17 protein-coding genes are annotated in these 17,941 nt (G+C 67.0%); 5 read left to right on the top strand and 12 right to left on the bottom strand.

All coding sequences use genetic code 11. The annotated features are described in order from the left end of the window. The first annotated feature begins 93 nt into the window (after nt 1-93). A complete protein-coding gene (locus tag CFB41_RS35235; protein WP_089459869.1) occupies nt 94-2,109 on the top strand; it encodes a glycoside hydrolase family 3 N-terminal domain-containing protein in 2,016 nt (671 codons plus the stop codon). Nucleotides 2,110-2,246: 137 nt separating this feature from the next. On the opposite strand, the gene CFB41_RS35230 is transcribed toward CFB41_RS35235, so the two are convergent. The 3 genes from CFB41_RS35230 to CFB41_RS35220 all read right to left on the bottom strand — a co-directional run bounded on the left by CFB41_RS35230 (nt 2,247) and on the right by CFB41_RS35220 (nt 4,392). Then, entirely contained in the window at nt 2,247-2,849 is a 603-nt protein-coding gene (locus CFB41_RS35230; RefSeq protein ID WP_089459868.1) for a TetR/AcrR family transcriptional regulator, read from the bottom strand. 224 nt (nt 2,850-3,073) lie between these two features. Then, nucleotides 3,074-3,934 (bottom strand): hypothetical protein, encoded by an 861-nt coding sequence (locus CFB41_RS35225; protein WP_089460126.1) that lies wholly within the window; start codon nt 3,932-3,934, stop codon nt 3,074-3,076. 86 nt (nt 3,935-4,020) lie between these two features. Continuing rightward, nucleotides 4,021-4,392, bottom strand: a complete 372-nt coding sequence (locus tag CFB41_RS35220) for a hypothetical protein (protein WP_144029997.1) — start codon at nt 4,390-4,392, stop codon at nt 4,021-4,023. Nucleotides 4,393-4,678: 286 nt separating this feature from the next. Here CFB41_RS35220 and CFB41_RS35215 point away from each other — a divergent pair, with 286 nt between their 5' ends. The 3 genes from CFB41_RS35215 (at nt 4,679) to CFB41_RS35205 (ending at nt 7,266) form a co-directional block, all read left to right on the top strand. Further along, nucleotides 4,679-5,428 (top strand): hypothetical protein, encoded by a 750-nt coding sequence (locus CFB41_RS35215; RefSeq protein ID WP_089459866.1) that lies wholly within the window; start codon nt 4,679-4,681, stop codon nt 5,426-5,428. Between the two features lie 97 nt (nt 5,429-5,525). After that, nucleotides 5,526-6,431: a lysozyme inhibitor LprI family protein gene (locus CFB41_RS35210; RefSeq protein ID WP_089459865.1), complete on the top strand. Its 906-nt coding sequence runs from the start codon at nt 5,526-5,528 to the stop codon at nt 6,429-6,431. Nucleotides 6,432-6,609: 178 nt separating this feature from the next. Beyond that, the gene (locus tag CFB41_RS35205) at nt 6,610-7,266 is read left to right on the top strand and encodes a hypothetical protein (RefSeq protein WP_089459864.1); all 657 of its coding nucleotides are present in this window, start codon (nt 6,610-6,612) and stop codon (nt 7,264-7,266) included. 157 nt (nt 7,267-7,423) lie between these two features. On the opposite strand, the gene CFB41_RS35200 is transcribed toward CFB41_RS35205, so the two are convergent. Next, nucleotides 7,424-7,999 (bottom strand): YbhB/YbcL family Raf kinase inhibitor-like protein, encoded by a 576-nt coding sequence (locus CFB41_RS35200; protein ID WP_089459863.1) that lies wholly within the window; start codon nt 7,997-7,999, stop codon nt 7,424-7,426. 378 nt (nt 8,000-8,377) lie between these two features. Between CFB41_RS35200 and CFB41_RS35195 the strand changes: the two genes are divergently transcribed. Continuing rightward, the gene (locus CFB41_RS35195; RefSeq protein ID WP_089459862.1) at nt 8,378-9,628 is read left to right on the top strand and encodes a phosphatidylserine decarboxylase family protein; all 1,251 of its coding nucleotides are present in this window, start codon (nt 8,378-8,380) and stop codon (nt 9,626-9,628) included. Between the two features lie 135 nt (nt 9,629-9,763). Here the strand turns inward: CFB41_RS35195 and CFB41_RS35190 are convergent, their stop codons facing one another. The 8 genes from CFB41_RS35190 to CFB41_RS35155 form a co-directional block, all read right to left on the bottom strand. Next, nucleotides 9,764-10,312 carry a type 1 glutamine amidotransferase domain-containing protein gene (locus CFB41_RS35190; RefSeq protein WP_089444024.1) on the bottom strand — a complete coding sequence of 183 codons (549 nt, stop codon included), beginning with the start codon at nt 10,310-10,312 and terminating at the stop codon, nt 9,764-9,766. A gap of 115 nt (nt 10,313-10,427) precedes the next feature. Then, a complete protein-coding gene (gene ligD, locus CFB41_RS35185; protein WP_089459861.1) occupies nt 10,428-13,202 on the bottom strand; it encodes a DNA ligase D in 2,775 nt (924 codons plus the stop codon). Between the two features lie 24 nt (nt 13,203-13,226). Then, nucleotides 13,227-14,240, bottom strand: a complete 1,014-nt coding sequence (locus tag CFB41_RS35180; protein ID WP_089459860.1) for a Ku protein — start codon at nt 14,238-14,240, stop codon at nt 13,227-13,229. A 39-nt stretch (nt 14,241-14,279) separates the two neighbouring features. Further along, on the bottom strand, nt 14,280-14,783 hold the full coding sequence (locus CFB41_RS35175; protein ID WP_089459859.1) for a DUF421 domain-containing protein: 504 nt from the start codon (nt 14,781-14,783) through the stop codon (nt 14,280-14,282). 12 nt (nt 14,784-14,795) lie between these two features. Continuing rightward, nucleotides 14,796-16,901 (bottom strand): catalase HPII, encoded by a 2,106-nt coding sequence (katE, locus tag CFB41_RS35170; RefSeq protein WP_089459858.1) that lies wholly within the window; start codon nt 16,899-16,901, stop codon nt 14,796-14,798. Between the two features lie 133 nt (nt 16,902-17,034). Continuing rightward, nucleotides 17,035-17,421 (bottom strand): DUF3022 domain-containing protein, encoded by a 387-nt coding sequence (locus CFB41_RS35165; RefSeq protein ID WP_089459857.1) that lies wholly within the window; start codon nt 17,419-17,421, stop codon nt 17,035-17,037. Beyond that, complete coding sequence (locus CFB41_RS35160) at nt 17,418-17,579, bottom strand: DUF1328 family protein (RefSeq protein ID WP_006767422.1); 162 nt, start codon at nt 17,577-17,579, stop codon at nt 17,418-17,420. The genes CFB41_RS35165 and CFB41_RS35160 overlap by 4 nt, the downstream gene beginning before the upstream one ends. A gap of 46 nt (nt 17,580-17,625) precedes the next feature. Next, a complete protein-coding gene (locus CFB41_RS35155; RefSeq protein WP_089460125.1) occupies nt 17,626-17,814 on the bottom strand; it encodes a DUF3008 family protein in 189 nt (62 codons plus the stop codon). Nucleotides 17,815-17,941: the final 127 nt, after the last annotated feature.

The following is a 17,941-nucleotide window of genomic DNA, read 5'->3' as shown; positions in this document are numbered from 1 at the left end:
CAAAACGTCTCCTGAAACAGCTCGGTAAAGTGGCCTGCGGCCATGCGTCAGGCATCACGGCCGCGCCAAAAAAATCCGACTCAGGAGACAAGCATGCAACGCATCACGAGATCAGCCATTCACCGCTCGGCATGGGCCGCGTCGGGCACCGCGCTCGCCCTGGGGCTGTTTGCCTGCGGCGGCGTCGATTCCTCTTCCACGCCGGTCACGCAGCAGGACTTCGGCTACACGACGTTGAACCTGATCACCAAGGACGGTCTCAAGTTCAAGGACATGGACAAGAGCGGCCAGCTCGAACCGTACGAAGACTGGCGGCTGAGCGCAGAAGTGCGCGCACGCGACCTGGTCGGCCGCCTCACGCTGGCCGAGAAAGCCGGCCTGATGATGCACGGCACCGCGCCGGTGCTGAACGACACGACCGGTGCGGGCACCGGCTCCGCTTACGACCTGGCCGCGCTCAAGACGCTCATCAATCAGCGGGGCGTCAATACCTACATCACGCGCATGAGTGCCGATGCGCACACCATGGCCGTCCAGGCCAACCAGATCCAGACGCTGGCCGAGCAGTCGCGGCTCGGCATCCCGGTGACGATCAGCTCCGACCCGCGCAATCATTTCCAGTACACGCTCGGCGCCAGCGCAGGCAGCAGCGGTTTCTCGCAATGGCCGGAAACGCTCGGCTTCGCCGCGATCGGCGATGCGGCACTCACGCGAAACTTCGGCGATATCGCGCGCCAGGAGTATCGCGCCGTCGGCATCACCGAAGCGCTTTCGCCTCAAGCCGATCTCGCGACCGAGCCGCGCTGGGCCCGCATCAACGGCACGTTCGGCGAAGACGCCGATCTCGCCCGCGCGCAGGTCCAGGCCTATATCGAAGGCTTCCAGGGCGGCAGCAACGGCATCCAGGCGAATAGCGTCATCGCCGTCGTCAAGCACTGGGCCGGATACGGCGCGCAGAAACTCGGCTTCGACAGCCACAATTACTACGGCCGCTATGCGACCTATCCGGGCAACAATTTCGCCTATCACCTGAAGCCGTTCGAAGGCGCCTTCGCCGCCAACGTCGGCTCGGTCATGCCGACCTATTCCGAACCGGACATGACGGTGACGGTCGACGGCATCACGCTGGAGCCGGTCGGCGGCGCTTACGACAAGGCGTTGTTGACCGACCTGCTGCGCGGGAAATACGGCTTCAACGGCGTGATCGTGTCCGACTGGCTGATCGCCGACGACTGCGACGCGAACTGCATCAACGGCGTGTCGTCGGGGGCGCCGTCGTTCGTCGGACTGGGCATGCCCTGGGGGATGGAGGGCGCGACCCGCGTTCAGCGTTTCACGCGGGCGGTCAACGCCGGCATCGACCAGTTCGGCGGAGACGACGATCCGAGCGACCTCATCGACGCGGTCAACCGCGGGCAGTTGTCGGAAGCGCGCGTGTCGGAGTCGGCCTATCGCGTCCTGCTGCAGAAATTCCAGCAGGGCCTGTTCGACCATCCGTATGTCGATGCGGACGCGGCCGGCAAGATCGTCGGAAATGCCGGCTTCCAGGCCCAGGCACTCGATGCGCAGCGCCGCTCGATGGTGCTGCTGCAGAACAACGGCAAGCTGCTGCCGATGACGGCGTCGGGCAAGAAGGTCTGGCTGTACGGTATCGATCCCGCCGTCGCACGGCAATACGGTTATCAGGTCGTCGATACGCCGCAAGCCGCGGACGTGGCGATTCTCCGCGTGAGCACGCCCTATCAGACGCTGCACCCGAACTACATGTTCGGCTCGATGCAGCATGAAGGCAGTCTCGCGTTCGTCGACGGCAGTGCGGATTACGAAGCCATCAAGCAGGCCGCGCTCGCGCCGAAGTCGATCGTCTCGGTGTACATGGATCGTCCCGCGATCCTGACCAACGTGCAGGACAAGGCCACCGCGATCCTCGCCAATTTCGGCGTGACCGATGCCGCGCTGTTCGACGTGCTGACCGGCAAAGGTCAACCGCAAGGGAAGCTGCCATTCGAGCTGCCGTCGTCGATGGCGGAAGTCGCGGCGCAGTTGGAAGACGTGCCGCACGATACCGCGCATCCGTTGTATCCGTTCGGATTCGGTCTGTCGTATTGATGCGTTGTCGATGCCGGCCCGCCGATCGGGGCCGGCGTCGGCCAGGGCCGCCGATTCGCGCGTTGCCGCTCACTGGCGGCGACGCGAGCGTGCGCTACGGCCGACGTTGCGCGAGGGCTGAACAAGGGCCTCGACGATCAAGCACGACGGCTACGGGCTTTACGCAGGCTTTCCGCTGCGACCCTGGACTCGTTCAGCAACATCTCCGCCGCCTGCCAGGCCCTTGCGGCAGCCTGCGCATCGCCGATCGCACGCGCATCCGCGGTCGCGCCGCTCAGTAACATCACGTACACGCCTGCCAGCTGACGCGCCCGGCGACGCGGAACGATCTCGGCGAGCAGTTGCTCCATGAGGGCCAGCAAGTCGTCCCGATAGCGCACCGCCACGTCCGTCACCTTCGGGCAGGTCGCGCCGAACTCGGCCAGCGCACGCTCGAACAGGCAGCCCGCGAACGCCGGGCTGCTGAACCACGTGCCGTACCAGTCGAAAATCCCCTTCAGGCGCGCAGCGGCGTGCGGCATGGGGTCGAGCTTCGCGGCGATGCTCTCCATGATGAAGGTGTAGCGCTGCTCCAGCACGGCCTTGATCAGATCGTCCTTGCCGGCGAAGTGATGGTAGAGCGTCATGCGGGCAACGTCCGCTTCGGCGATGATCCGGTCGATGCCGACCGGATGAAAGCCATGGAGGGAAAACAGCTCACCTGCCTTGTCGACCACCTGCTGGCGTTTGCTCGCGCGCATTCATGCATCTCCTGACTACAGGGCGGCATCTTAGCACCGCCGCCAGCACCGCTCCTTTCAGCCTGTCGGGCACGTGTGCACGCTGCCGGATGCCGGTTGACCAGGACGCGCAACCGATACGCCGCCCGCGAACAGCGTCACGCAGGCCGACACATGTACGGGGTTTGAAGCAGACGGCCCCACGTCGGAAACGGATGCCGTCATGACCGCTGCGCGCAGCGGTTTCAGCAAGGCACCCGGCCGCCGCCCATCATGCACCAGCGCTGCGTCTCCTGCGGCGGGGGCGCATACGGCAGTCCGGTCCTCGGATCGATGTGGTCATACTGCCCCATGGGGTGTCGAGCCCGCCACGCAGCCTGCTCCGCATACTGTTGCTCGATCGCGGCGTGCTCTCGTGCCAGATCCGCCTTCTGCGCGTCGTCCACTTTCTTCGTCATCGTCACGAGCCGCGCGAACTTCGGATCGCGAACATCCTGCAGCGGTGGAAACGGCGGCAAAGGCGGCATGATCAGCACCGGGCCGTTGTATTTCGGTATCGGCAATTTCGACGGCCGGCCAAAGTTCGCCGCCATATCCATCTCCCACAACGCAGCGCTCATGCCGAGTACATGTTCGTAGTCGCGATTGACGACCGCCAGCGTGACCGGCCCCGACGGGGCCGCCAATGGCTGCAGCGAAGGTGGAAGCGTCTGTCGAGCGTCGGGATAGATGATGCGGGCATACACGATCGCAGCGGCGGCGTACTGCTGGAGGACTGCCTCGTACGCATCCAGTATCTGCGCTCGACCATAGCCGCCCGGATTTTCGAACATCGGCTTGTATGCCAACACCTTCTGGCTATACAACGCATTCGCATTCCGCTGTTCTGCGACAGCCTGTTGTTGAGGATCCGCCGGCGCGGACGCCGACAGCGGCGCACACCCGGAAAACATGCTGGCGGCGAGCAATAGCCCGGCCGTCGCGCCAACAGCCGACGCGCATCGACGCGACCGGTCGGCGGTCGCCCGGTTGACCCGGGCGAACAAAGCAGTGGCTTTCTTGAGGGTTCTTGTCTGCATGGCGGGGCGTCCGGAAGGCGTGGTCATCTTGAGCTGGGTCCTGATCGCGACTGCGAACGCGACGCGTCGCAGTCGAAAGGAAAGCGGCACGAAGCCGTTACTGGGGCGGAACCTCAACCTGGCGCACATCGCACGACGATGCCCCGATCGACGAACGACGCCAGCAACCCCGTGTACGTAGGACATGCGCCGGTCGCATGCTGTGCAAGCACATCGTCGATTTCGGCCGAGTCGTTGCGCACGCATTCGTACTGCCGCGCCGTGGATCGATGCAGCGGTGCGAACGCGCCGCACAAATGCACGTACGCAACGACTTCCTCGAACATTCGCGTATTGATCTCGAGGGCGACCATCATTTCCGAGCTATATCCGCATTCCGAATCCACCTTTGCTGCATAGGCCCGCATGTCATAGGCGGGCAGCCAGGGTGGCTCCAATCCGTTCAGGCTACGGGCGATCTCATCGATACTGGCTGTCCGTGTCATCGTGAAATTCCTGCCCAAGCCACACTCGGCGCCCCTGCACCGCTTGGCATCCGGTTCACACCGTGACGACGCTAGAAGAACGATATGATGAATGTATACTAGTCGATCTACTTTGACTAGAATTGCGATCAGTCAAGCCGAGGCAATCGGCGCACGCACAACGATCGCCGTGTTTCTACTTCTCGATATATTTTCCGATCCTAATATTTGGGAAATGAACACGTTTCATACAAGTGCTATTCGGCGGTTGATACACGACCGTAATGCCGGCGACAGGCAAATACATGTGCGCCGTACCGTGAAGTGGTGTGCGCTGTCCGCCGGCGTCCTGCTGCTCGGCCTAAGCGCGTGCAAGCGCGCCATGCCGCCCGCCAACCCGACGGCGGACCCCGCATCCGCGGTGTCGTTGCCGGCCGTCCATGTGCCGGAAACGACCCCTGCATCGCCGCTGCAAACGCTGCTGGGCGTATTCGGCGCGGCGAAGCCGGCAACCTGGCCGGCGTTCGACAACCTGCCCGGCGTGCACTGGAGCGACGCGAAGCCGCTCGGCAATCCGGACAGCCATTCCTCCGAGACCACGCACTACCGTAGCGGCAGCACGCTGCTCACCGGCTTCGGCGACGTGGATGTGCCGGACGGCAAGGTCGGCGAGGACGCCGGCGTCAAAACGGACAACGAAGGCCACGTCGGCGTCGTCCTCAACGGCAACGCGACCGCGGTCCTGTCGATCGCGCTGCGCAAGTTCTACCCGAGCGACGACACGCAGGACATCCTGCTGCGCCAGCTCGGCCGCCGCGCCACGGTCAAGCGCATCGCCGGCCGATGCGCGCTCGACTACGGCACCACCGCGCCGAACACACAAAACAACGTGTTCTTCCGGGTCACCATCGCCAACGCCGCCGTGCCGGTGTTTGCGGAAACCTACGTCGATGAAGAGGGCGGCAATCAGGGCCCGGGGGCGACGAACTTCGTGTTCTACCGCACCCGGCCGGACCAACGTATCGCGAGCATGAGGTGCAAGGGTGCCGACGCGTGAGCAAGCGTGCTTCAGCGCAAGGGCATTCGCACGAGCCGCGCATGCCGGTCAGGACTATTCGCTCGGCGTGCGGTGAGCGCACGCCCGGACCATCGCCATGTCCGCCCAAAACCTGAAGCGCGGCTTCACCCAGGCTTCGAACAACCGAATCGGCACGGAAACCAGCATGAAACGCACCCTCCAGCACGCCGCCTGCGTCGCCCTGCTCTTCACCGCGGCTTCCGCACATGCAATCGACTGCCAAAAGGCCAGCAGCCGCGTCGAGCACACGATCTGTGCCGATGAAAAACTCAAGGCCGCCGATGCGGAAATGGGCAGAGCCTATACGGCCGTCATGCAACAGGCGGGCAACGATAGCGAATTGCGCGCGATGCTGGTCCGCAGTCAGAAACGCTGGCTCGCGGCGCGTGACAAGCGTTTCGCGGATCCGGTCGATTTTCCCGGCGCACCGAATGCCAAGGCCCTGCGCGCGAGCCTGCTGCAGGCGATCCGCCAGCGCACCGAGACCTTGAGTGAACGCGGCAAGGCCGCGCCGCGCCTGCTTGAAACGGCCCTTGCGCAGCGCACCTTTCTGACGCAATTCACGGGTGGCCCGTTCGCCGGATTCGAGACCCGATGCGACTTCCTGCCCCATGACGGTCAACTGAGCTACGGATGCTTCAGCGAACGCCGCTATCAAAACCAGGACAGGATCTGCACCCTGCAGGACGATTGGGCGAGCGGTGGTTACTACGAGACGCGCCTGGTCGGCAACGTCGTCCAGGGCAGGCTCGAAACCGTTGCGGCGTGCGGCGACGGCTCAGAAGGCGGCAGCCCGTGTCCGGATCCGGATGCGGACGAGCCGCGCAAGGCGGCCGCCGGCTGGAATCTCCATCCCGGCCGCCCGGCCTTGACGCCAACGGCCCTACCCAAGCTGGATGCCGAAGCCGAACTGGGCACGGAAGACACCGGCTGGCTACGCGCCTGCCTGACCGACAGCCGCTACCCTCGCGCGGCACGCTGAGAACCGCGTGCGTCGGGCGCACCAGCGATGTTCATTCCCACGCCGGCATGAAGACATGCACGATTCTGCCGGTGCGAAGCCTCCTCGCACATGAACCGAACCAGTCCGCTCGCGTTGTCCATCGGGAGTGCGAATCGCTTTCCTTACCGACCATCATCACCCGCCACAAGGATTCAGCATGACGCCGACCCGATGCAGTATCCCCGAATGTTCAGCCCGGCTCACCGACAGCAGGTTCGTCACGCGGGGGATCGTCGTGGCGGCATTGAGTGTCTGCCTCCCGTTTGGCAGCGTGTACGGACAGCCTGCGGACGCGGTCACGCCGGACCCCGCGGGCGAATCGCCTATCGAATCCCCGGCGCCAGCCAACCTGAGCACGACGCAAGCGCTGCAACGCATGCTGGCGCTGATTCAGGCAAGCGGCCAGGTTACCGACATCACGCCCGACACGGTACACCGCATCTTCGGCGTGCAGACCATCGCGATTGGCAACGGTCAGTTCGGCTATGGTCAACGCTTGCCGGGCAACTGGGCGTTCAGTATCCAGCGCGTGACGGTCGGAGATACCGGTCCGCGCGTGGATCTGATATTTGATCCGATTCCCGGGACGCAGGCTTCTCCGCTGACGACGTGTGAACCCACCTTCGCTCAATTCACGGCGGCACTGGAGTCGATGGGGTTCAGTCGCCGCACCCATTACGGCGAACATGGCCGGCGGAGCTTCGATGCGTTCGAGCGGCCACGCATGGATATCAGGGTCTACCCAGTCAGGGCGTTCTCCGACAACGGCGAGCCGCTGGGCCCGGCCTGCGTGAAGGCGGTACTGGTGCGATAGGGCAAACCGCATGCCGTGCGCCGGCCGGATCACCCGAAAAACCATCGCAGTTCATTGATCCTGGAATCGCGGCGGTGCGCTCGGCCAATACCTGTCAGGCTTTCCGCTGCGGCCCCTCAAACGAAACATCGTCCCGCGAGCGAACCGGCGCTCACGGTCAATTCGATGATCGGTGGTAAGTCGCGATATATCGTGCCTGTCCAAGGATGTTTCCGTGCATCTGATAGGCAACGACCGCCGGACTCGACGTCGGTTTCACGTCGACACGCGGAATGGACAACGCGGATACCGTCACGATATATCGATGAGATTCGCCCTGCGGCGGACATGGCCCACCGTACCGGGATTCGCCAAAATCCGTCAGCGTTTCGAGCGCGCCCACCGGCATGAGCCGCACATCGCCTGATGCCCCTTTCCGAATCGACGTTTCCGAAGGCGGGATATCGACGACCACCCAATGCGTCCAGCCGAGCCCCCCGGTCGGGGCATCGGGATCGTACATTGTGACGACGATGCTTCTGGTACCAGCCGGAACGTGTGCCCACGAGATGCGAGGCGAGACGTTGCCGCCACGACATCCAAATCCGTTGTACACCTGAGTATTCGTGAACTGACCGTCATGATCGAGATCGTCAACCGTGACAGTCAGCGGTTCAGCCAAAGCAACTGCGGGCACGGCTGCGCAAAGTACCGTGGAGAAAAGACTCGATCGCAGAAAAATACCCCATCTCATGGCGAGATCCTGAGAGAAGTTCGGTGTGATGTTTCGCCCAACCGGATTGACACGCGATATGCCGTGCATGCTCCGGTCGTCGACGCGGATTCAAGGCTCGCGCTTCAACCATGAGTCGCAACCATGACGTGCTCACCCTGGTGCTTGTGCGACAGCCTGCGCGACACATCCTAGGATCATCGTGAATTCGGCAGAAGGTCGGCGGACAACATCATCATGTTGCGTGAAACAGAACAATCCGCGACCGTATGCCGGAGCGGCTCGTCGCGCTTGCGGCATGCTATGGGCGCGCACTCGATCCGCAAGATCGATCCCCCGACCGGGCAGGCAGATTGCTCCTTGCATCGATTCCCGATCATCGCCCCCCCGGAGACAACGATGCCGAACGACCTCAACCCGCCGCCGCCCCAGCGCCATCGTCTCGGCGAATGGATGGCCCGCGAGGAAGCGCACATGGCCGCGTTCCGCGAAAAATTCGCGGCAGATGCCCGCGCGCATGCCGGCGACCGGCTGCGCACGCCGGCCGTGCAGGAACTCGCGCGGCTGTTCGACGACCACGCGGTGCTGCGCATGACCCTCGTCCGCGCGATCGAGGAGGCGGTCGAATCGGGCCGCCGGCTCGGCTATACGTCGATCGACGGGTTGATGACCGTCCTGGATCACCTGATGACCTACACGCCGCCGTTCAGCGACGCGAGCCTGATCGTGTGCCCGATCAACGCCTTTCTCGACTGGCCGATGTGCATGCCGTCGGGCCATGCGCTGTTTCGCGACGCCGCCGTCAACGCGCATCTGCAGAACGTGCTGAACGTATGGTGCGGCTTCCTGGGCGGCCCGCATTCGCGCGCGCATCTCGACACGTCGGCGCCCGACGGCTGGTTCTGCGACGCGGCGAGCAAGCGCATCGGGCTATCGCAGTTCCAGTATCGCGACGACCAGCCGCACGGCGGCTTCACGTCATGGAACGACTTCTTCACGCGGCGCTTTCGCGACGGCGCGCGCCCGGTCGCGGCGCCCGACGATCCGCACGTGATCGTCAGCGCGTGCGAGGCCGCGCCGTACCACATCGAATCGAACGTGAAGCTGCGCGACCGGTTCTGGATCAAGGCGCAGCCGTATTCGCTGCGCGACATCTTCACGCCGGCCCGGCTGTCGCTCGCCGAGCGCTTCGTCGGCGGCGACCTGTACCAGGCGTATCTCAGCGCGTACAACTACCATCGCTGGCACGCGCCGGTGCGCGGGGTCGTCACGCATGCGTACCGGGTCCATGGCACCTACTACTCGATCGTCGAGGCGGAAGGCGCCGACCCGGCCGGGCTGAACGACTCCCAGGGATACATCACGGCGGTCGCGACGCGCGCCGTGGTCGCGATCGCCTGCGACGATCCCGGCATCGGCACCGTGGCCGCCGTGTTCGTCGGCATGGGCGACGTGTCGTCCTGCGTGATCGACGTCGTGCCGGGCCAGCGCGTCGACAAGGGCGACGAGATCGGATACTTCCAGTTCGGCGGATCGACCTGTTGCCTGCTGTTCGAAGCCGGTGTGATCGACCGGTTCCTGTATGCGCCGCCGTTCGAGCACGGCGCCGCCGTCGTGAACGTCAACTCGGCGGTCGCGATCGCACGGTGAGTCGCACGTGCGTCGGGCTCGCAGGCTCGACGCACGCCGGCTGTCGGTGCAATGTTTTCAACGGTTTGTAATGGCGCGGAACGCGGGCGGTGCGTCGGTCAGCGTGACACGACGCATGGCGCGGCCGCTACGGGTTCACGCCGCCCGAGGCGCGAGGGAATCGATCAGCGCGCCGTTGAAGGCCGGCAGGTCGTCCGGCTTGCGGCTGGTGATGAACGGGCCGTCGCGTACGACCTCCTGGTCGACCCACTTGCCGCCCGCATGACGGATGTCGTCCTGCAGGCTCGGCCAGCTCGTCATCGTGCGGCCTTCCACGAGGCCGGCGGACACGAGCAGCCAGCCGCCATGGCAGATCGCCGCGATCGGCTTGCCGGCCCCGACGGCCGCCGTCACGAACTCGCGCGCGGCCGGCACCATCCGGATCGCGTCGCCGTTCACGACGCCGCCGGGCAGCACGACCGCGTCGTAATCGCCCTCGCGCGCGTCGTCGAACGTGCGGTCAACCTTCACGCGCGCGCCCTTGTCGACGTGCCTGAAGCCCTGGATTTCGCCCGGCTTCTGCGAAATCACGTCGACCTGTGCGCCTTCGGCCGCAAGCGCACGCTGCGGTTCGACGAGTTCGGCTTCCTCGAAGCCGTCGACCGCGAGAATCGCCACCTTGCAATGAACCAGTCTTCCGCTCATGAAGCCCTCCTTCAGTGACGCGGCACACGTCGTGCCGCGCCAGTGTCGCAGCAAGCGGCGTGCCGTTTCCTCCCATGGGACGCACCCGCCGTCTGCCGCGTCGGCGTTGACGCATTCACGTATCGGCGCCCAGCCGCGCGCGCATCGCCGCGGTGATGCGCTGCCGCGTGTGCGCATAGCCTTCCCACGGATCGCGTTTCAACGCATCGAGGCGTTCGGGCAGCGTGTCGATCGTCCATTGCGCCCCGCCCGTCGTGTCGGGCACCTCGTCCCAGTCGAGCGGCACCGATACGCCCATGCCGGGCCGCGCGCGCACCGAATACGCGGCGATCGTGCTCGCGCCGCGGCCGTTGCGCAGGTAGTCGACGAAGATCTTGCCGCGCCGGTGGCGCGGCCCCATCGTCGCCGTGAAACGGTCGGGCAGCGCGCCCGCAACGTGCTGCGCCACCGCGCGCGAGAAATCCTTCACGTCGTCCCAGCCCGCATGCCGCGTGAGCGGCACGACGACGTGCAGCCCCTTGCCGCCGCTCGTTTTGCAGAACGAGACGAGCCCCAACTCGTCGAGCAGCCCGCGCACGAGCTGCGCGGCGTCGATCATCGCGCGCCACGGCAGCGCCGGATCGGGATCGAGGTCGAACACGATGCGGTCCGGCCGCTCGATGTTCGACGCGTGCGCGTTCCACGTGTGCAGCTCGACCGTGCCCATCTGCGCGGCGCCGAGCAGCGCATCGACGCTGTCGATCGACAGCAGCGGCCCGTGGCCGGGATCGAGCCCTTCGTGCTGCGTGACGTACGGGATCTCGCGGCGCTCGGCATGCTTCTGGAAGAACAGTTCGCCGGCGATGTCGCCCGGGGCGCGCACGAGCGACACGGGCCGGCCCCTCAGGTCCGGCAGCAGCCATGGCGCGACCCATTGCCAGTAGTGCGCGAGGTCGATCTTGCGCGTGCCGCTGTGCGGATCGAGCACCCGCTCGGGATGCGTGATGCGCACGCGGCCGACCTGATCGGCGGCGGCCGCGCGCGGCGTGTCGCCGGCAGATGCGGACGCTCGCGCGCCGCGCGTGCGGCCGTGCGCCGGATCGGGTTGCGGTGCACGCGAGGATGCGTTGCGCGCCGCGCGGGATTCGTTCATCGTCGCCTCCGTGTTGGTTGGCCGCGGCACTTCGCGGACGATCTGCCGCGCCGGCTTGTCTTCGCGCAGCGCGATGAACGCCGCCTGCCGCACGATGCCGTCGCTCGTCCATTCCGCGAATTCGCATTCGGCGACGAGCGTCGGCTCGACCCAGTGGACGCGCGTGCGGGACCGTTCGCGCGGCGGCGGATCGAACGGCGTCGTGCCGCGTTCATGCCGGCGCAGCGTCGCCGCGAGCCGGTCGAGCAGACGCGTGTCGAAGCCGGTGCCGACCCGGCCGACATAGCGCAACGGCGGTTTGCCGCGTGGTGGCTTGCCGCCCGCGGCCGGTTCGTACACGCCGAGCAGCAGCGCGCCGAAGCCGTGCCGGCTGCCCGACGGCTCGGTATAGCCGCCGATCACGAACTCCTGGCGACGCCGGCATTTCAGCTTGATCCACGCGGACGAGCGGCCACCGCGATAGCGTGAATCCGCGCGCTTGCCGATCAGCCCTTCGAGCCCCGTGCCGCACGCGCTCGCGATCAGCGACGCGACGTCGTCGCCGAGATCGGGCGAGTAGCGCAGCCGCGCGGGATCGCTGCCAGCGAGCAACGGTTCGAGCAGCGCGCGTCGCGCGGTGAGCGGCGCATCGCGCAGGTCGTATCCGTCGAGAAACGGCAGGTCGAACACGAACAGCGTCACCGCGTCCGAACGGCCCGCACCGAGCGCGTTCTGCAGCGCCTGGAAATCGGGCAGCCCGTGCTCGCCCAGGACGACGGCCTCGCCGTCGAGCCACGCGTTGTCGACCTCGAGCGCCGCGAGCGCGTCGCGCTGCATGCGCAGCTTCGCGGTCCAGTCGCGGCCTTCGCGCGTCATCAGCGTGACGTGCCGACGCGCACCGCGGCCCGCGATCCGGGCCAGGATCCGGTAGCCGTCGAATTTCACTTCGTAGCGCCAGTCGTCGTGCGCGGGCGGGGCATCGACGAGCGTCGCGAGTTGCGGCGTCACGCGCTCGGGCAATGCCGCGCGCACCGCGCCTTCCACCTGCGACGGATCGATCGCCGTCGTGCGCGCCCCGCCGTCATGCGGCGGATCGGCAGGCGCCTTGCGCGCCGCCTGTGTCCGGCCGTCATGCACGCTGCCCGGCTGCTGCGCGACGACATCGAAGCTGGCCGCATCGCGCGCGTCGTCGTCGCGCTCCTTGATCAGCAGCCATTGCTCCTGGCGCCCCTGCTGCCGCCCGCTGCGCACCAGCGCCCAGCCGCCGTGCAGCTTCGTGCCGTCGAGCCGGAACGTCAGCTTGCCCGCGCGGTAGCCGTCGCGTGCCCGGGCAACGCCGCCATCGGGCGTCCAGGTGCCCTCGTCCCACACGGTGACCGAGCCCGCGCCGTAATGGCCGGCCGGGATCTCGCCTTCGAACGACGCATATTCGAGCGGATGATCCTCGACGTGCACGGCCAGCCGTTTCACCGACGGGTCGACGCTCGGCCCTTTCGGCACCGCCCATGACTTCAGCGTGCCGTCGAGTTCGAGACGGAAATCGTAGTGCAGCCGCCGGGCGTGATGCTCCTGGATCACGAAGCGCAGCGGCCGGGCCGTGCGCGCGGACGGTCGCGTTTTATGTGCGTCGTGCGCGTCGTGCGCCTTGTGCGGCCCATGCGCCTTCTGCACGCTCGCGTCCGCATCCGCGCGCACGCGCCGCCGTCCATGCGCCCCCTCGGGTTCCGGCGTCGCATCGAAGCGGCGCTTGCGGCGATAGGGTTCGAGCTTGCCGGCCATCGCGTCACCCTCCTTCCCGCATCGTCACGCGGCGTGCTTGCGGCGCACGGCGGTCTTCTTCACCGCGTGCGTGCCGGTCGCGCCGTGCTTCGCGGCCGCGCGCTTCGCCGCTGCATTCGCCGGCTTCTTCGCCGCGCCCTTCGCGGATGTCTTCGCTGCCGGCTTGCGCCGCGCGCCCGTCGACGGCGACGGCGAAGACGCACGGTCTTCCTCGTCGTCGTCCGCGCGCGCGGCACGCGCACCGCCGCCGCCCTTCAGGCTGCGCTTGAGCAGCTCGGTGAGATCGACCACGTTGCTCGCCGTGCGCGCCGTCTGCGCGGGGCGGTCCTCGATTTCCTCGATGCGGCCCGCGCGCACCTTGCGCTCGACCAGCTCGAGGATGTCGTCGCGGAACGTGTCGTGATACTCGTCGGGCGTCCAGGAGCCCGACATGTCGTCGATCAGCTTCTTCGCCATCGCGAGTTCCCGCGCACTGACGCCCGCACGCTTCGCGTCGTCGGCCGGCACCGACAGTTCGTCGAGCGGCCGCAGTTCCTCCTGCCAGCGCAGCGTATCGAGCGCGAGCAGCGGCCCGACCGGAATGAGCGCGCCGAGATGCTGGCGGTCGCGCATCACGACGTGCGCGATGCCGATCTTGCCGCTGTCCTTCAGCGCGTCGCGCAGCAGCGCATAGACCTTCTCGCCCTTGCGGTCCGGCACGAGGTAGTACGGCGTGTCGAGATACAGGAACGACACGGCGCCCGCATCGACGAACGTGACGATGTCGACGGTCTGCGTCGACTCGGGGTTCGCCGCGCGGATCTCGTCGTCGGTCAGCACGACATAGCGCTCCTTCTCGTACTCGTAGCCGCGCACGATGTCCTCGCGCGTGACTTCCTTGCCGGTGCGCTTGTTGACCTGCCGATAGCCGACCGGGTCCATCGAGCGCTTGTCGAGCAGCCGGAACGACGGCTTCACGGTGCGCGTGGCCGGGAACAGCTGCACGGGCACGTGAACGAGCCCGAAGCTGATCGCGCCTTTCCAGATCATGCGTGCCATCGATGTCCTCCTTGCGGCGTCCGTCGCCGCACGCAACCGTCAGGGCTTTCGGGAACGGCTGCGCCGCACGATGCTGACGTGGCCGTTGCGCTCCAGGATCGCCGCGTCGACGTCCGACAGGTCGTCCGCGCCGAGCGCCTGACGCACGCTCTCATGGACGTCCGTCGTCGTGATCAGCGCCGCGCGCATCTGCGCGTCGTCGAAGCGGCCGTTGCGATACACCTCGCGCTCCGCGCCGACCAGCAGCCGTTCGAGCCGGCGCGAGCGCAAGCAGGCCAGGCCGATCACGCGATGCAGCAGCGCGATCGCGAGCGACGCGGCCACCGTCGCGACGAACGGCGACGCACCGACCACCGCGCGGCTGAGGATCGCGCCGAGCAGGATGCCGACCACGTAGTCGAACGGCGAACGCTGGCCGAACGCGCGCCGCCCGGCGATGCGGATCAGCACCAGCGCGATCGCGAACACGACGATCGAGCGCAGCACCATCTGCCCGGGGCCGAGCATCCGGCCCTGTCCGAACAGTGCGACGACGACGTCCATGATCGCGTGGCGCTAGGCCGGCAACTCGGCGGCCTGCTGCTCGCGTGCCCACACGCGATGGCGGCCGAGGTGGTCGGACAGGTCGTTCAGGACTGCGTCGAGATCGACGGCCTGCCCGACGCACACGCCTTCGGCCGGGTCCGGCAGGTGCGCGGCGCTCAGCAATTGCCGCCCCGACCCGACGGCCGCGATCGGCTTCAGGTGCTTGAACGCTTCGCGCACGAAATGCCGCGCGTCGGCGCTGTGCGCGAGGTCGCGGCCGTCGCCGTCGCCGCCGCACACGAACACCGCGTCGAACATCACCGACGGCATGCCGGCCAGCGTCGCCTGCGGCACGATGCTGCCGATCGGCGCCAGCGTCGGCGCGACGATCGTCGGCACCGCGTGCGCGGCCTGCAGCGCATCGCGCACCTGCTGGACGAGCGCCTCGCTCGTGCCGGCGGTCGCGATCAGCGCGATCTTGCGCGACCGGATGCCCGGCTTCGAGCGGCCGATCAGGCTCAGCGCGGGCGAACGCTGCGCGACCGCCGGCGTCGCGCCCCCGTGCGGCGCGGGCAGCCCGAGCCGCTCGGCCACCTGCGCGGCCAGCCCCGCGTCGAAGCGGGCGATGATGTCGTTGACCACCCGCTCGCGAATGTGCGGCTGCGTCACCTTGCCGAGTTCGAAGCAGTACGCGTCGCGGATATGCCGCTGCTCGATCTCGGTCATGCTCTGGTAGAACAGCGCGGGCTGCGAGAAATGATCGGCGAACGTCTCGCTGCGCACGCGCACCTTGGCGCCTTCGAGCGGCTCGTGCACGGTCTCGAAGCCGCCGCCGGCCGGCGCGGGCGGCGTCTCGCGCGGCCAGCCGCCGCTCGTCGAATTCGGTTCGTACGACGCCTGCCCGACATTGATCGTCTGCCGGTGCATCGCATCGCGCTGGTTGTTCGCGAACGGGCACACCGGCCGGTTGATCGGGATCTCGTGGAAGTTCGGGCCGCCGAGCCGGCTCAATTGCGTGTCGGTGTACGAGAACAGGCGCCCCTGCAGCAGCGGATCGTTCGTGAAGTCGATGCCGGGCACCACGTGCCCCGGATGAAACGCGACCTGCTCGGTTTCCGCGAAGAAGTTGTCGGGATTGCGGTTCAACGTCATCCGGCCGATCGGCCGCACCGGCACGAGTTCTTCCGGCACCAGCTTGGTCGGGTCGAGCAGGTCGAAGTCGAACGTGTCGGCATCGGCCGGATCGATCATCTGCACGCCGAGTTCGAACTCCGGATAGTCGCCGCGCTCGATCGCCATCCACAGGTCGCGCCGGTTGAAGTCCGGGTCATGGCCGGCAATGCGCTGCGCCTCGTCCCACAGCAGCGAATACGCGCCGCTCACGGGCCGCCAGTGGAACTTCACGAAACGCTCGGCGCCGGCCGCGTTCACGAAGCGGAACGTGTGCACGCCGAAGCCGTCCATCGCACGGTAGCTCGCGGGCAGCGCGCGGTCGGACATCAGCCACAGCACCGTGTGGGTGGTTTCCGGCACCAGCGACACGAAATCCCAGAACGTGTCGTGCGCGGACGCGCCGGTCGGCATCTCGTTCGGCGCCTCGGGCTTCACCGCATGCACGAAGTCGGGAAACTTGATCGCATCCTGGATGAAGAACACCGGCATGTTGTTGCCGACGAGGTCGTAGTTGCCCTCTTCGGTATAGAACTTCACCGCGAAGCCCCGCACGTCGCGCACGGTGTCGGCCGAGCCGCGCGGCCCCTGGACCGTCGAGAACCGCACGTACACCGGCGTTTCGGCGGCCGGGTCCTGCAGGAACGCGGCCTTCGTGTAGTCGGCCATCGGCTCGTACACGCGGAACACGCCGTGCGCGGCCGAGCCGCGCGCGTGCACCACCCGCTCCGGAATGCGCTCGTGATCGAAATGCGTGATCTTCTCGCGCATGATGAAGTCTTCGAGCAGCGACGGGCCGCGCGGGCCGCCGCGCAACGTGTTCTGGTTGTCGGCGATCCGCACGCCCTGGTTGGTGCGCAGTGCCTCGTGGTCGGGCCGCGAACGGTGCTCGTCGAGCTGGCGCGATTTCGCGCTGTCCTGCGGCTGGGCGGGCGGCGTCTTGCCGGTTGAGGGGGAATGGGTCATCGAACAGGTCCTCGTGGCATTCGGAAGGGGATCCGCCACGCGCGCACCGCGTTGCCGCGGCGCGCACGGGCGGACAGCAGGAAAACCGGCGCGGCCGGGCGCAACCGCACCCACCGGCCGGCGGTGGCTTCATTCAGGGTGCGCGCAAGGCCGCGTCGAGTTCGGCGCGCGTCACGTCGAGCGCGACGTCGCACTCGATCGCCGCGTCCTCGACGCGCGGCTTGCGCGCGTCCACCGCACGCCGCGCGCTGTCGCACATATGGGTGCGCACGCGCAGCCGGTCGGCCGCGTCGAGCGACGCATAGCGGGCGATCACGTCGGGATCGAACCGCAGGTCGACCGCGCACCGCCAGTCGCGCGCGCTTGCGTCGGCCGGCACACGCACCCACGACACCTGGATCGTCAGCCGCCCGGACGCATCGTCCGCGTGCACGACGACGGTCGATTCCGATGGAAAACCGTTCGCGAGCGCATGCTCGAGTTCCGCGATGCGCTGCGACCGGTCGGGCGTGACGCTCATCGTCGGACGACGCCCAGCAGCAGCGTGACCAGGAAGATCACCACGAAGATGTAGAACAGGATCTTGGCGATCTCCGCCGCGCCGGCTGCGATGCCGCCGAAGCCGAACACGGCCGCGATGATCGCGATGATGAAGAAGATGATGGCGTATCGAAGCATGGAACCCTCCTGGATGACAGCGGTCACCGGTACGTATCGGCGTCGATCAGGCGTCGTGCTTGTGTTTCGGTTTGCCGTGGATCGGCGTGGAAGCCATTTTCTCGAGCTCCTTTTCGCTCATCGATTTGGCCATCGACTTCGACGGGGCCTTGAGGTCCTTCATTTTCGTCTCGCCGCGCTTGGCCGACAGGGCGGCCCCGGCGGCGCGTTGCTGCGCCTGCGATTTGGCTGGCATGGTCGTGCTCCTCTCGTGGGTGCGCGCCTCGCGGCAAGCGGTGGCGCGCACGGGGTTGAACGGGGTGGCATGCGGTCGAATCGCCCGGCCGTCACGCCGCATCGCGGCACGGCGGGCCGGCTCGCGA

It is taken from the genome of Burkholderia sp. AU33803, assembly GCF_002223095.1.
Classification (GTDB): Bacteria; Pseudomonadota; Gammaproteobacteria; order Burkholderiales; family Burkholderiaceae; genus Burkholderia.
Note: the sequence above shows the minus strand (reverse complement) of the source record. Positions and strands in the feature narration are given on the sequence as shown.

What these genes read in the sequence shown, in the direction of transcription:
- CFB41_RS35235 (WP_089459869.1), top strand. Translation starts at nt 94, where the DNA reads ATGCAACGCATCACGAGATCAGCCATTCACCGCTCGGCATGGGCCGCG.
- CFB41_RS35230 (WP_089459868.1), bottom strand. Translation starts at nt 2,849, where the DNA reads ATGCGCGCGAGCAAACGCCAGCAGGTGGTCGACAAGGCAGGTGAGCTG.
- CFB41_RS35225 (WP_089460126.1), bottom strand. Translation starts at nt 3,934, where the DNA reads ATGACCACGCCTTCCGGACGCCCCGCCATGCAGACAAGAACCCTCAAG.
- CFB41_RS35220 (WP_144029997.1), bottom strand. Translation starts at nt 4,392, where the DNA reads ATGACACGGACAGCCAGTATCGATGAGATCGCCCGTAGCCTGAACGGA.
- CFB41_RS35210 (WP_089459865.1), top strand. Translation starts at nt 5,526, where the DNA reads ATGTCCGCCCAAAACCTGAAGCGCGGCTTCACCCAGGCTTCGAACAAC.
- CFB41_RS35205 (WP_089459864.1), top strand. Translation starts at nt 6,610, where the DNA reads ATGACGCCGACCCGATGCAGTATCCCCGAATGTTCAGCCCGGCTCACC.
- CFB41_RS35200 (WP_089459863.1), bottom strand. Translation starts at nt 7,999, where the DNA reads ATGAGATGGGGTATTTTTCTGCGATCGAGTCTTTTCTCCACGGTACTT.
- CFB41_RS35195 (WP_089459862.1), top strand. Translation starts at nt 8,378, where the DNA reads ATGCCGAACGACCTCAACCCGCCGCCGCCCCAGCGCCATCGTCTCGGC.
- CFB41_RS35190 (WP_089444024.1), bottom strand. Translation starts at nt 10,312, where the DNA reads ATGAGCGGAAGACTGGTTCATTGCAAGGTGGCGATTCTCGCGGTCGAC.
- ligD (WP_089459861.1), bottom strand. Translation starts at nt 13,202, where the DNA reads ATGGCCGGCAAGCTCGAACCCTATCGCCGCAAGCGCCGCTTCGATGCG.
- CFB41_RS35180 (WP_089459860.1), bottom strand. Translation starts at nt 14,240, where the DNA reads ATGGCACGCATGATCTGGAAAGGCGCGATCAGCTTCGGGCTCGTTCAC.
- CFB41_RS35175 (WP_089459859.1), bottom strand. Translation starts at nt 14,783, where the DNA reads ATGGACGTCGTCGTCGCACTGTTCGGACAGGGCCGGATGCTCGGCCCC.
- katE (WP_089459858.1), bottom strand. Translation starts at nt 16,901, where the DNA reads ATGACCCATTCCCCCTCAACCGGCAAGACGCCGCCCGCCCAGCCGCAG.
- CFB41_RS35165 (WP_089459857.1), bottom strand. Translation starts at nt 17,421, where the DNA reads ATGAGCGTCACGCCCGACCGGTCGCAGCGCATCGCGGAACTCGAGCAT.
- CFB41_RS35160 (WP_006767422.1), bottom strand. Translation starts at nt 17,579, where the DNA reads ATGCTTCGATACGCCATCATCTTCTTCATCATCGCGATCATCGCGGCC.
- CFB41_RS35155 (WP_089460125.1), bottom strand. Translation starts at nt 17,814, where the DNA reads ATGCCAGCCAAATCGCAGGCGCAGCAACGCGCCGCCGGGGCCGCCCTG.